General features: G+C 62.6%; 13 protein-coding genes. 7 read left to right on the top strand and 6 right to left on the bottom strand.

The window, feature by feature from the left end; genetic code table 11:
• Positions 1–56 precede the first annotated feature (56 nt).
• From SPITH_RS10260 to SPITH_RS10230, 7 genes are all read left to right on the top strand, one after another.
• Positions 57–548, top strand: a complete 492-nt coding sequence (locus SPITH_RS10260) for a hypothetical protein (protein WP_014625592.1) — start codon at positions 57–59, stop codon at positions 546–548.
• Positions 549–701: 153 nt separating this feature from the next.
• Complete coding sequence (gene htpG, locus SPITH_RS10255) at positions 702–2549, top strand: molecular chaperone HtpG (protein WP_014625591.1); 1848 nt, start codon at positions 702–704, stop codon at positions 2547–2549.
• Positions 2550–2743: 194 nt separating this feature from the next.
• Positions 2744–2962 (top strand): hypothetical protein, encoded by a 219-nt coding sequence (locus SPITH_RS10250; RefSeq protein WP_014625590.1) that lies wholly within the window; start codon positions 2744–2746, stop codon positions 2960–2962.
• 191 nt (positions 2963–3153) lie between these two features.
• On the top strand, positions 3154–3600 hold the full coding sequence (locus SPITH_RS10245; protein ID WP_014625589.1) for a pyridoxamine 5'-phosphate oxidase family protein: 447 nt from the start codon (positions 3154–3156) through the stop codon (positions 3598–3600).
• Positions 3591–4613 carry a pyruvate dehydrogenase (acetyl-transferring) E1 component subunit alpha gene (gene pdhA / locus SPITH_RS10240; protein WP_014625588.1) on the top strand — a complete coding sequence of 341 codons (1023 nt, stop codon included), beginning with the start codon at positions 3591–3593 and terminating at the stop codon, positions 4611–4613. Before SPITH_RS10245 ends, pdhA begins: the two co-directional genes overlap by 10 nt.
• The gene (locus SPITH_RS10235) at positions 4601–5581 is read left to right on the top strand and encodes a pyruvate dehydrogenase complex E1 component subunit beta (RefSeq protein WP_014625587.1); all 981 of its coding nucleotides are present in this window, start codon (positions 4601–4603) and stop codon (positions 5579–5581) included. Before pdhA ends, SPITH_RS10235 begins: the two co-directional genes overlap by 13 nt.
• Positions 5582–5584: 3 nt before the next feature.
• Complete coding sequence (locus SPITH_RS10230; RefSeq protein ID WP_014625586.1) at positions 5585–6904, top strand: dihydrolipoamide acetyltransferase family protein; 1320 nt, start codon at positions 5585–5587, stop codon at positions 6902–6904.
• 3 nt (positions 6905–6907) lie between these two features.
• On the opposite strand, the gene SPITH_RS10225 is transcribed toward SPITH_RS10230, so the two are convergent.
• The 6 genes from SPITH_RS10225 to SPITH_RS10200 are packed head-to-tail and all read right to left on the bottom strand — an operon-like array spanning position 6908 to position 12902.
• Positions 6908–8005 (bottom strand): ABC transporter permease, encoded by a 1098-nt coding sequence (locus SPITH_RS10225; protein WP_014625585.1) that lies wholly within the window; start codon positions 8003–8005, stop codon positions 6908–6910.
• Entirely contained in the window at positions 8002–9090 is a 1089-nt protein-coding gene (locus SPITH_RS10220) for an ABC transporter permease (protein ID WP_014625584.1), read from the bottom strand. Before SPITH_RS10220 ends, SPITH_RS10225 begins: the two co-directional genes overlap by 4 nt.
• The gene (locus SPITH_RS10215) at positions 9087–9836 is read right to left on the bottom strand and encodes an ABC transporter ATP-binding protein (protein WP_014625583.1); all 750 of its coding nucleotides are present in this window, start codon (positions 9834–9836) and stop codon (positions 9087–9089) included. Before SPITH_RS10215 ends, SPITH_RS10220 begins: the two co-directional genes overlap by 4 nt.
• Positions 9833–10738: an ABC transporter ATP-binding protein gene (locus tag SPITH_RS10210; protein WP_014625582.1), complete on the bottom strand. Its 906-nt coding sequence runs from the start codon at positions 10736–10738 to the stop codon at positions 9833–9835. The genes SPITH_RS10215 and SPITH_RS10210 overlap by 4 nt, the downstream gene beginning before the upstream one ends.
• On the bottom strand, positions 10735–11592 hold the full coding sequence (locus tag SPITH_RS10205; protein WP_014625581.1) for an HlyD family secretion protein: 858 nt from the start codon (positions 11590–11592) through the stop codon (positions 10735–10737). The genes SPITH_RS10210 and SPITH_RS10205 overlap by 4 nt, the downstream gene beginning before the upstream one ends.
• Positions 11589–12902: a TolC family protein gene (locus SPITH_RS10200; RefSeq protein ID WP_014625580.1), complete on the bottom strand. Its 1314-nt coding sequence runs from the start codon at positions 12900–12902 to the stop codon at positions 11589–11591. Before SPITH_RS10200 ends, SPITH_RS10205 begins: the two co-directional genes overlap by 4 nt.
• Positions 12903–12904: the final 2 nt, after the last annotated feature.

Below are 12904 nucleotides of genomic sequence, written 5' to 3'. Positions count from 1 at the left end.
TGAAACTCTAGTAGGATTTTCCGATTATTGCTATATACTGGTAGGGGGAGGAGTATATGAGAAAGCGACTGTGTGTGCTCATCCTGCTCGCAGGGGCCGGCATGCTCCATGCCCAGATGTTCTCGGCGGGGATAGGGACTTCGTTCTTCCAGTACGAACGGACCTTCCTCGACCTGGAGGGGGCGTACCATCAGAAGGTGGCCGACACCATGGAAATGGTGGTTGGGGCACACGTGGCGATCGCCACCGAGGAACGGGGTGGACAGGTGGCGGCCGATTTCCTCATCGCAGGGGAGCTCGGGCTCGAGTTCCTTTTCCCCACCTCGCCGGTCTTCGTCCCCTACTTCGGGGCGGGGCTTTCCCCCCAGTTCTCCCTTGCGGAGGAGACCTCGTTCTTCCTGGGACCCTATGGGGAAGCGGGGTTCAGGCTCAACGTGCATCCCTACATGGACTGGTTCCTGGAGCTGCAGCAGGAGCTCACCATAGGTCCGCCGCGATGGATCAACAACAGTACGAGGCTTTCCACCGGGATACTCTTCCACTTCTAGCGCCTTTTCATGCCGTGTGTGTAGTCGGGCCGGGGTGGATCCCCGGCCTTTCCGTTTCGTGATATCATTATTATTTTTAGCGTATCCATTTATTGTAGACACATCGGTGGTATTCCACTGCATCTCGACTACATCGTCAGGGTTGGAGGTGTCATGGCTCGACATGAATTCCAGACAGAAGTCCACAGACTCCTCGATATCATCATCCACTCGCTCTATTCGCACCGGGAGATCTTCCTCCGGGAGCTCGTCTCCAATGCCTCGGACGCCCTCGACAAGCTCAGATTCCTCGTGCTCACCGACGAGGCCTACAAGGGGGTCCCCTTCGCTCCCAGGATCGATATCCGGTTCGACGAGGAAGGACGATCGTATCTCCAGGTGGAGGATACCGGTATCGGGATGAACGAGCAGGATCTCATCGAGAACCTGGGGACCATCGCCAAGTCGGGTACGAACGAGTTCCTCTCGCGTCTCACAGGGGATGCGAAGAAGGATGCGACCCTCATCGGACAGTTCGGGGTGGGCTTCTACAGCGCCTTCATGGTGGCCGATAGGGTAGAGGTGCTCACCAGAAAGGCCGGAGAAGAGAAGGCCTTTCTCTGGGTGAGCGATGGAAAGGGGGAATACGAGATCCTTCCGGCCGAACGGGCGGGTCACGGGACCACGGTGAAGCTCTATCTCAACGAGCAGGGCAAGGAGTTCGCCTCTCGGTGGCGGATCGAGGAGATCGTACGACGGTACTCGAACCACATCCAGTTCCCCATCTACCTCCACTACACCGAAGAAAAGGAAGGAACGCGGACCGAGGTGGAGAAGCAGCTGAATGCTGCGGTGGCCCTCTGGCGTCGCCCGAAGGGCGAGATCTCCGAACAGGAGTACAAGGATTTCTACAAGACGCTCACCCACGACGAGGAGGATCCGCTCTTCTGGCTCCACTTCAAAGCAGAGGGGACTCTGGAGTACACCGTGCTCCTCTACGTGCCCTCGAGCGCTCCTTTCGACATGTTCTCCCCCCACTATCGGGCGGGGGTGAAGCTCTACGTGAAGCGAGTCTTCATCACCGAGGACGACAGGGAGCTCCTCCCCACGTACCTCAGGTTCGTGAGAGGGGTGATCGACTCGGAGGATCTCCCTCTCAACGTGAGCCGTGAGATGCTCCAGGAGCACCGTATCCTCGCCACCATCCGGAATGCGGCGGTGAAGCGCTTCCTGCAGGAATGCACGCGGATCGCAGAGGAGGATCCGGCCACGTACGAGCGGTTCATCAGGGAGTACAACAAGCCGCTCAAGGAGGGACTCTACCTCGATCACCAGCACCGGGACGTGCTCATCGAGCTGGTGCGGTTCAAGTCCACGAAGGTGGAGGGCTACACGAGCCTCGCGGCCTACAAGGAGCGGATGAAGCCAGATCAGAAGGCTATCTACTACATCACCGGTGGCGATGAGAAGCTCCTCCGGAGCGCTCCGATCCTGGAGGCCTACAGAGCACGGGACATCGAGGTGCTCATCATGGACGACGAGATAGACGAGCTCCTCGCCCCTGTGATCGGTTCGTACCAGGGGGTGCCGCTCAAGGCGGTGCATACCAGGGATGCGGCCGAGGAACTGGGTGAGAGTGAGGAGGAGAAGAGGCGTCGGGAGGAGAAGAAGGATGTGCTCGAGAAGATGAAGGCGGTGCTCAAAGAACGGGTGAAGGACGTGGTGGCATCGAGCAGGCTTTCGGACGTACCTGCGGCGGCCGTGCTGGACGAACGCGATCTCTCCCCACAGATGCAGGCGATTCTCAAGGCAATGGGGCAGGTCGACCTGCCGGAGACCAAGCCCGTGCTCGAGGTGAATCTCGACCACCCGGTGGTCGAGCGGATACGTGCGGCCGAGGGGCAGGAACTGGAGGACATGGTGTTGCTCGTGTACGATCAAGCCGTGCTCTCCGCAGGGCTCAGGCCGGAGGACGGGCCCGAGTTCGCGCGAAGGATCGTGCGGATGCTCGAGCGGGGGTAGGGGAGACCGGTTCCCTTCGTGGACCCCTCCGATGGCAGCGGCGCACCGGGATCCCGTGGAAGGGGAGGGTGAAGGATGGAATGAGCCAGGTCCGTCTCTTGGGTACTATTTCCCTTTATTCCGGATTCCCGACGGCCGACAAGAAAAGAGAGGCCCTTTTGGGCCGGGAGATCACCTTGATGAGGAGCGTCGGGATGCACAGTGACTTTTTCAGGGTAAAGGGCGCACATCCCGTGTATGCGGAGATCGTAAGGGATGCGGGCGATTCCCTCCTCATGAGGATTCTCAAGTATCTCGAGGGTGATGTCTACGAGGAGGAGTCCTGGATCTCACGGGACCTCTTCGAGACGTGTATGAGGACGGGGTATCTGAGTCCGGCCGAGAGGCCCGAGATAGAGCGGTTGCGGGCGTGAAGGAATCCCTCCCGGAAGGGAGGGTTTTTTCGTCTTTCAGTGGACACCTGTCCGGAACATACTATAATAAAGGTATGAGAACCCCTCTCGTGTACGCAAAGGTATGCGTAGCACACGGAGAGGGGCTCATGATTTGCATTTTTCTTACAAAAATAGTAATATATAGATCGGATGAATGCCGATGAAAGGGGATGATCGTGAAACGAGAAGAAATCCTCACGAGACTCGAGGAGGTGGTGGACACCACCAGATTCGGGCTCCTGGTGACCGTCGATGGAGCGCGGGTCCCCAATGCCCGCTGGATGACCGTCGGGTTCCTCAAGGGGCAGCACAGGGACCTCTATACCGTCTCGTCTCCGCAGGACCGTAAGGTGGAGGAGGTGAGGGCGAATCCCTCAGTGCTCTGGGTCTTCAGCCGCAAGGACTACCGGGAGGTTTTCAGGGTGTGGGGTCGCGCCCAGGTGATCGAGAACCCTGCGCTCCTTGGTGAGCTCCTCGAGGGGATCGCGGAGGCGTTGGAGCTTTTCTGGAAGGTGCACGGTGAGCTCGAGGAGTTCGTGGTGATCGAGACGGTGATCACCAGGCTGGAGTACGAGAGACCCCGGGAAGGGGTGAGGGAGGTGGTCTCATGGGAGTGAAACGCCCGGGTACACAGAAGGGAGGGAAGGAAAAGCAGCGCCGGGACCTCTACATGAAGTTCCTGAGGGAGATGCTCCTCATCCGCGTCTTCGAGGAGAAGTCGGCCCAGATGTACGGGCTCAGGAAGATCGGGGGGTTCTGCCACCTCTACATCGGGCAGGAGGCGGTGGCCGTGGGCTCCATCGCCGCGATCGATCTTGCGAAGGACTACGTGGTCACGGCCTACCGAGATCACGGCCATGCTCTCGCCTGCGGCATGGATCCGAAGGTGGTGATGGCCGAGCTCTTCGGGAAGGTGACGGGGTGCAGTAGGGGGAAAGGCGGATCCATGCACATGTTCGACGTGGAGAAGCACTTCCTCGGGGGTAACGGGATCGTGGGTGCCCAGATCCCGGTGGGGACCGGGGTGGCGTTCGCCCAGAAGTACGAGGGGACCGGAGGAGTGACGCTCGTGTATTTCGGAGACGGCGCCATCCACCAGGGGGCCTTCCACGAGGCACTCAACCTGGCCAAGATCTGGGAGCTCCCGGTGGTCTATATCTGTGAGAACAACCAGTGGGGGATGGGGACCTTCTGGAAGAAGGTCTCGGCTGTGGCCGATCTCTACAAGCTCGGGGCGGCCTACGACATCCCCGGTGTGCAGGTGGACGGGATGGACGTGCGGGCGGTCTACGAGGCCACCACTGAGGCGGTCTCCCGCGCGAGGGAGGGAGACCCGGTGCTCATCGAGGCCCGCACCTACCGTTACAAGGGGCATTCCATGAGCGACCCTGCAAAATACCGTACGAGGGAGGAGCTCGAGGAGTACAAGCGCCAGGATCCCATAGGGAGGCTCAAGACTTTCATGGAGGAGGAGGGGCTTCTCGAAGAGAAGACGTTCAGGGCCCTCTATGAGGAGATTCAAAAGGAAGTGGATGAGGCTGTGGAGTTTGCCGAGCGAAGTGAAGAGCCTGCACTTCACACCATATACGAAGATGTGTATGCAGGGGAGGATGCCACATGGCGGTCATGACTTATAGGGAAGCGCTCAACCAGGCCCTCGACGAGGAGATGGCGAGGGACGAACGAGTGTTCCTCATGGGTGAGGAGGTGGGGGAGTACGACGGGGCCTACAAGGTGAGCAGAGGGCTGCTCGCCAAGTACGGTCCGAAGCGTGTGATCGACACCCCCATCTCCGAGCTCGGATTCACCGGTATCGGGATAGGGGCGGCGATCGCAGGGCTCAGGCCGGTGGTGGAGTGGATGACCCACAACTTCGCCATCCTGGCCATGGACCAGGTGATCAACAATGCGGCCAAGATGCGTCACATGTCGGGCGGCCAGCTCAAGGTGCCGATCGTCTTCAGGGGCCCCAACGGACCTGCGGAGTACCTCTCGTCGCAGCACTCCCAGTCGCTCGCCGCCTTCTGGATGCATGTGCCCGGTCTCAAGGTGGTGGCACCCGCCACGCCCTACGATGCGAAGGGGCTCCTCAAGTCGGCCATCAGGGATGACGACCCGGTGGTGATGCTCGAGGCGGAGCTCATGTACGCCTGGCAGGGAGAGGTGCCCGAGGAGGAGTACGTCGTCCCCATCGGGAAGGCCGATATCAAACGACCGGGGAAGGATGTGTCGGTGATCACCTACTCCAAGCCGCTCAAGGTCGTGATGGAGGCGGCGAAGGTACTCGAGGAGCGGGGGGTGGATGTGGAGGTGGTGGACCTCAGATCGCTCAGACCCCTCGACACCGAGACGATCTTCGCCTCGGTGCGCAAGACCCACCGGGCCGTGGTGGTGGACGAGGCCTGGCCCATGTGCGGGCCTGCTTCGTTCGTGGCCTGGGCCGTCGGCAGGGCCTGCTTCGACGACCTGGACGCCCAGGTGGAGATCGTGACGTCCGAGGACGTTCCCATGCCCTACAACCACACGCTGGAGCTCGCAGTGCAGCCTTCCGTGGAGAAGGTGGTGGCGGCAGTCTCCAGGGTGCTCTATCTGGAGTAGACTATGGCGGAAAAGGTGCTCATGATAGCCCTCTCCCCCACCATGGAGGAAGGAACGATCGTCGCCTGGCACAAGAACAAGGGTGACAGGGTCGAGAGCGGGGATGTCCTCTGTGAGGTGGAGACCGACAAGGCCACGATGGACTACGAATCCACCCAGAGCGGCGTGCTCCTCGAGATCCTCAAGAAGGAGGGGGAGAAGGCACGGGTGGGTGAGGTGATCGCGGTTCTCGGGGAGGAGGGGGAGGACGTCTCCTCGATCCTCGCCGAGATTTCGAGTGATACAGGAGAGACAAAGGCTGTAGAAAAGGGAGGGGGGGCACGAGAGCGAGAGGAACCCCGGGTTGAGGTGGAAAGCGCTGCTTCTCCACTGGGAGCTGAGAAGAAGGCGGTGCGTGTGAAGACAGGAGAGAGGAGAGATGTCCGTGAACCGGTGGAGACGGGAGGTACGGTGGAGCTGCCACTTCCTCCCGGAAGGGTGAAGGCGAGCCCACTTGCGCGGAAGCGGGCGAAGGAACTTGGTGTGGACCTGCGGGTGGTGCGTGGCTCCGGGCCGGGTGGCAGGGTGACGGTGCAGGACGTGGAGGAGGCCGCGAAGGCCGGACACGCCGCTCCCCTGGCAGCATCCGGTGGGCCGCGGCGGGTTGCAGGCGGGCTGGAGCCCGTGACGCCCATGCGGGCGGCCATCGCACGGCGGCTCTCCGAGTCGAAGCGCACCGCTCCCCACTTCACCCTCACGGTGAAGGTCCGCGCCGACAGGCTCGTTGCCCTGCGGGAGCAGGTGAACGAAAGCCGGGAGGAGCGGCTCTCCTTCAATGCCTTCCTCATGAAGCTCGCTGCCGAGGCCCTCGTGCGGCATCCGCAGATCCTCTCCTCATGGGAGGGCGAGGCCATCCGCTACTTCGATTCGGTGGACATTGGGCTCGCCGTGGCGCTCCCCGGCGGCCTCATCACCCCCGTGGTGCGTTCCTGTGAGTACAAGACCGTGGAGGAGATCGATCACGAGCTCAAGGACCTCATCGCCAGGGCCCGTGAAGCGAAGCTGGCCCCTGAGGAGTACAGCGGGGCGGGGTTCACCATCAGCAACCTGGGGTCTTATGGCATCACGGAGTTCACGGCCATCATCAATCCGCCCGCTTCGGCCATACTCGCCGTGGGGGCGGTGACTACCGAACCGGTGTGGGAGGGAGGAGGCGTGGTGCCGGCGCGCATCGTGCGGCTCACCCTCTCCTGCGATCACAGGACCATAGACGGCGCACTGGGGGCTGCCTTCATGGCCGACCTCGCGAAGTACCTGGAGGAACCCGGGCGTGCGCTGGTCTAGCCCTTAGGTGCTGCTTCGTCCGAAGCGGGCTGCTGCGGCACCCATGACGATGATCCCGAGCCCTCCGAGTGCGAGCACCTCTCTCCAGAGCGCGGAGAGGGGTGCTCCTTTTATGTAGAGCTCCCGCACCACGGTCATCATGTAGCGGAGGGGGTTGAGCAGGGTGAGGGCCTTGAGCCACTCGGGCATGTTCGCCACAGGGATGAGGAACCCGCTCAGGAGGATGAGCATCACCATGGCGAACCAGGCGAAGAAGAGAGCCTGTGTCTGGGTGTGCGAGACCGTGGAGATGAGGAGGGCGAGCCCCAGGGTGGCGAAGAGGTAGAGGATGACCACGAGGAAGAGCGAGAGGATGTTTCCTTGCGGGATGGTGCCGAAGATGGCCCATGCCGCGGTCATGGCGAGAGAGAGTTCGGCGAGGGAGTAGAGGAGGAAGGGGAAGAGCGTGCCTGCCAGGATCTGGAGTGGGGAGAGGGGACTCACCAGGAGCTGGTCGAGCGTGCCCTGTTCCTTCTCCCGTACGAGGGAGAGCGAGCCGAGGAGGAGCGAGACCACGGTGACGATGAGGATCACGAGCCCGGGGACCATATACACCTGGCTCTTGAGGAGCGGGTTGTACCAGTAGTGCACCGTGGCGCTTCCCTCACGGAATACGGGTTGAGTGCCGGCGTGACGAAAGGTTTGTGCCACCAAGGCCTCGAAATAGGTGTAGGCCGTGAAGGCCTGGGTGCCATCCACGGCATCGAGAAGGCAGAGCACCTGGGCCTGTCCCCTTTCGAGGTGTCGGGAGAAGTCCGGGGGGATGTAGATCCCAAGCTTCACCTCCCACTCCTCGATGCGTTCCTCGAGCTCGTCGAGAGATGTCACACGGGCGACGAGATCGAACCTGTCGCTCGCCTCGAGGGCGGCCGTGAGGGAACGGGAGGCCGGAGAGCGGTCGAGGTCGAGGATCGCGGTCTTCACGTGCGCAGTCTCGAAGGTGAGGGCGTAGCCGAGCACCAGGAGCTGGACGAGCGGGGCTGCGATCATGAGACGAGGAAGCAGCGGATCGGCCTTGAGAAGGAGGAATTCCTTCCTGAGAAAGGCGAGGAGTCGTTTCATGACGAGAGCTCCATGAGGGTTTTTGCGCGCACCGTGCCCACGAAGAGGAAGAACAAGGTGAATCCACCCAGGGCTGAGAGTTGAGGGATGAGCTGGGAGACGGTGTTCCCCTTGAGCATGATGCCCCGCAGGCACTGGAGGAAGTAGGTGGCGGGCAGGGCGTGGCCTATCATCCTCAGGACCAGGGGCATGGACTCGAGGGGAAAGATGAAGCCCGAGAGAAGGAGGGTGGGGAAGAGGGTGATGAGAAGCGACATGAGCATGGCGGACTGCTGGGTGGGGGCCACGCTCGAGACCAGGATGCCCATGCTGATCCCGGTGAGGGTGTAGAGGAGGAGGACCCCTACGAGGAGGAACGCGTTCCCCTTGAGCGGCACGCCGAAGAGGAGCATGCCCGCAGCCAGGACCACCAGTGAGAGGATCCCTGCGAGGAGGAAATAGGGGATGAGCTTGCCCCCTATCACCTCGGCCGGGGAGAGGTGGGAGAGCCTGAGGAGTGTGAAGGTTCCCGACTCCTTTTCCCTTGTGATGGTGAGGCTGGAGAGCAGGGCGGAGGCCATGAGAATGAGGAGGGCGGTGATTCCGGGTACGAAGAAGAAGGCGCTCTCCCGTGTGGGGTTGTAGAGGAAGACAGGGGTGGCGGAGATAGAGGACGAGGGGATGGATGCGAGGACCGCGGAGATGGCGTGGAGGATGTAGGCGGCCACAGTCTGGGCCCGCTGCGGATCGGAGGCGTCCACTGCGAGGTGGGGGAGGATGTCGCCTCCCCGGATGAGGCTCCGGGTAGTGCCGGGAAGGAGGGTGAGTACGGCCTCCGCTTCCCTCCGTGCGAAGAGCTCTGATGCAGGGAGCTCGGAGCGTCTCACGAGAAAGAGTGGATTGCCTGAAAGACGGTCCACGAGAGTCCGGGAGAGGGATGTCCGATCGAAGTCGTGGATCACGAGGAGGATCTGTTTCGGCTCTGTTTCCATGGCATACCCGAGGAGGATGAGCTGGAGGAGGGGGAGAATGAAGAGTACGAGGAGCGTGCGGTAGTCTCGGGCGAGGTGCCACCATTCTTTTCGGAGGAGAGCCCAGAGTTTCATCCCGTATCTCCTGATTTCACCATGTGTATGAAGGCCTCCTGGAGGGTGCGTGTGCCGGATCGGGCCATGATTTCCCGCGGAGCCCCTTCGTTGAGGAGCTTTCCCTGATGCATGATTGCCACCCGCTGACAGTATTCGGCCTCTTCCATGTAGTGGGTGGTCACCAGGATGGTTTTACCCTCCGAGCTCTGGCGGTAGATCTCCTCCCAAAACTCCTGCCTTCCGATGGGATCTACTCCAGAAGTAGGCTCGTCGAGGATGAGAAGGGGCGGATCGTGGAGGAGGGCGCACATGAGGCCGACGCGCTGTCTGAATCCCAGGGGGAGCGTGCGTACCGGCTGACGAAATCCCTCCCCGAGCCATGAAGAGAGACGGGCAAGGTGAGCCTTCGTCGTGTCTTGGGGTACTCCGTAGAGGGCGGAGAAGAAGCGCAGGTTTTCCTCGGGAGAGAGGTCCTCGTAGAGAGAGAAGCGTTGGGAGAGGTAGCCGATACGGGTGCGGGCGAGGCGGGGCCGCCGGTGGACCGGTATGTCATCCACGAAGATGCGGCCTTCAGTGGGAGCGAGGAGGCCGCAGATCATCCTTATGGTGGTGGTCTTCCCGGCCCCGTTGGCTCCCAGAAGGCCGAAGACTTCTCCTCGGGCTACCGAAAACGAGATGTGGTCCACCGCGATGAAGGTGCCGAAACGCTTCACGAGTCCTTCCACTTCGATCATGGGAGGGGTGGTGTGCTGCCCTCTGTTCATAACGCCTCCCGGTCTCTTATGCCGAGGAAGGTGGCGAGGAAGGCGTCTTCCAGCCTGGGGGAAAGGGGACCTTCGATGCGATAGCCGGCCGAGACGATCGGAGAGAGTTCCTCAGGGGTGGCTGCGAGGCGGAGCCCGTCCGGCCCGAGGTAGCAGGGGATGTGGGGCGCCATCCTGCGTACTTCCTCCCGGAGTGCCCGGGGATCGGTCTCGGTGTCGATCCGAAAGATGCGGCCCTCCATCCTCCCGCTGAGTTGATCGGGGGAGCCCTGAAGCATGATTTTCCCCTCATGGAGGAAGAGCACGGTGTCGCAGTGCTCGGCCTCGCCGAGGTTGGGAGTTGAGATGAGGATGCCCATGCCCTCTCCCTTGAGGGTGTCGAGCATGTCCCAGAACTCTTTGCGAGAGAGTGGATCCACGCCGGTGGTAGGTTCATCGAGGATGAGGAGGCGGGGGGCGTGGAGCAGGGCACACGAGAGGGCGAGTTTCTGCTTCATCCCGCCTGAGAGGGCACCGGCCCTCCGAGTCCTGAATGGTTCAAGCCTGCTGAAGCGGTAGAGCCAGGCGGCCTTCTCCCTGAACTGGGCCTCGGAGAGGCCGTGGACAGTGGCGAAGAACCAGAGGTTTTCTTCCACCGTGAGGTCTTCGTAGAGGGAGAATCGCTCGGGCATGTAGCCCACATGGCTCCTGATCCAGTGAGAGTGGTCCTCCTCGGGGAGATGGATGGTGCCGCTCTCGGGGTGTTCCATCCCGAGGAGGATGCGCATGGTGGTGGTCTTCCCCGCACCATCGGGACCTATGAGCCCCACGATGCGGCCTTCCTCTATCGTGAAGGTGATGTCGTCCACCGCAGGCCTGCTCTGGTAGGTGTGTGTGAGGCCTTCTACTCGCACGAGGGTCATTGGAACGAGACCTCCACCGGCATGCCTATCTTGACCACGAGGTCGTCGTTGGGGATGAGCACCTTCACCCCGTAGACCAGGGCCTCCCGGGTCTCGGGGGTGCGGACCTCCTTGGGAGAGAACTCGGCTTTGGTGGGGAGTTTCACCACCGTGCCGGTCCGCTCGTCGAGCACGGTGCGGACGCGCACCTCCTGCCCGGGCTGTATCCGGGCGAGGGTCCTCTCTTCCACGTAGACGGTGGTGTAGACGTGGGCGAGATCCGCCACCTCCACCACGGGGGAGAAGGACGGGACCATCTCCCCCACGTCGTAGAAGACTTCCTCCACGATCCCTGCTGCGGGTGCGGCGATGAGGGTGCGTGTGCGCTGGAGTTCGAGGCCTTCGAGCTCTGCCTGAAGGGCCTTCCTCTGGGCGTGGAGGGCCTTCTTCCGGGCCTGGAGTGCGGCCAGCTCTGCCTCCTGGTTGGAGAGTCGGGAAGCGAGCTCGTCCACGGTCTGGGGTGAGACTGCCTGGGCTTCGAGCAGGGTCTTGTTGCGTTCGTAGGTGGTGCGCAGGTAATCCCGCATCTCTGCGGCTTGTCGGATGCGGGCTTCGAGCTCCTCGTCCTGGTAGACAAGTTGTTCGAGTTGGGCCTCGAGTGCGGTGATCTTGAGGTCGAGGGCGGTATGGTCGAGTCGGGCGAGGATCTGGTCTTCCTCTACCTCGTCGCCTTCCTGGACTTCCAATGCGACGAGGCGTTCGGCCACGGGGCTGGAGAGGAGGTACTGCGTGCCCTCCACGATGCCGGTGTACCAGCCGTGTTCCGCACTGCAGGCGGCAAAGAGCAGGGTGAGGGGGATGATGAGTCGTCTCATGGGGTCTCCTCCTGTGGCAAGAGTGGTGATCCGGCGAAAAGGCGGGTCTGGTGGTAGGCGAGGAGGTAGGCGTAGAGTGCCTGTTGAACTCCGAGTTCGGCTTCGCGGAGCCGTTGCTCGGCTTCGAGGAGCTGGGCAAGGGGAGTCTGCCCCTGGCGCCACTCTTCCTGCACGATGGCGTGCCGTCGTTCCGCGAGCGCGAGGATCTCCCGGTCCGCCTGATAGGCGGTGTAGCGGGTATGCGCCTCCTCGAGGAGCCGGTCGAAGGCAAGGGCGAGATCCCGGATGGTGCGGGTGTGCGTGGCCCGGGCTGCCTCGAGGCGGGCTTTCTGTTCGTCGATGTGCGCGGTGCGGGCGCCGGAGGTGAAGAGGGGCCAGGTGAGGCCGATGCGTCCGGTGAAGAGGATGTCGGCTTCGTCCTCGGTGAGGGAGAGACCGGGGTATTCGAGGGTGCCACCCGCCTGTACCTGGAGGTGCGGCCACCAGGAGGCTTTTGCGGCCTCGAGGAGGGCCGCCTGGGTGTGGATCCGGGCCTCGACTGCGAGAGCGGCAGGGAGGGTGGTGAGGCGGTCGCGGAGGGGTTCCAGGGTGGAGGGGGCTTGCACGGTGAGGAGTTCAGGGGGGATGGAAAGGCCTTCGAGCCGGTCGAGCCCGCAGCGGAGGGCGAGTTCACGGAGTATGAGTCGTGAGTCGGCCTCGACTTCCTCGATGCGGGCGGCGGTCTGGGTGATCTGGACGAGCAGGTCGAGTTCGTCTTTCTCGGAGGCGAGGCCTCCGGTCTTGAGTGCAGTGAGGCGTTCACGGTGGGCCTGGAGCCGGGCGAGTGCGGCCTGGAGGGACTGGGTGGAGGCGAGAGAGAGCCGGTATCGGAAGGCGAGAGTGAGGATGGTGCGGGTGAGCTCTTGTCCGTGTGCGGAGACGAGGAGCCGGGCGGCGGTCAGGGTGTGTCGGGCGGCTTCGAGGCGTGCGAGGCCTTCCATGCCGAGTGACCACTCCCAGGTGGCGAGGAGGCCGGCCTGATAGGAGGTGGTATCACCAAGTTCGAGGTCGAGGGTGCCGATGGGGAGGGTGAGGGTGGCGTGGGGGATGTCGGATTGGAAGGCGGCAGAGGCGGAGAGGCCGAGCGAGGGGAGGAGGGATGCGAGGGCCTGGTGGCGGGATGCGTCGGCGGCGGAGGCTTCGGCGGAGAGGGCGTGGATGTCGGGGTCGTGCTGGAAGGCGAGGGTGAGGAGGGTGGGGAGGTCTGGAGACTGGGCGGGGAGGAGGGTGGCGAGGAGGGTGAGGAAGAAGAGGGTCTGGAGTGGTTTCATGG

It is taken from the genome of Spirochaeta thermophila DSM 6578, assembly GCF_000184345.1.
Lineage (GTDB): Bacteria > Spirochaetota > Spirochaetia > Winmispirales > Winmispiraceae > Winmispira > Winmispira thermophila.
The sequence above is the reverse complement of the archived record's forward strand: the minus strand, read 5'-3'. Positions and strand labels throughout refer to the sequence as shown.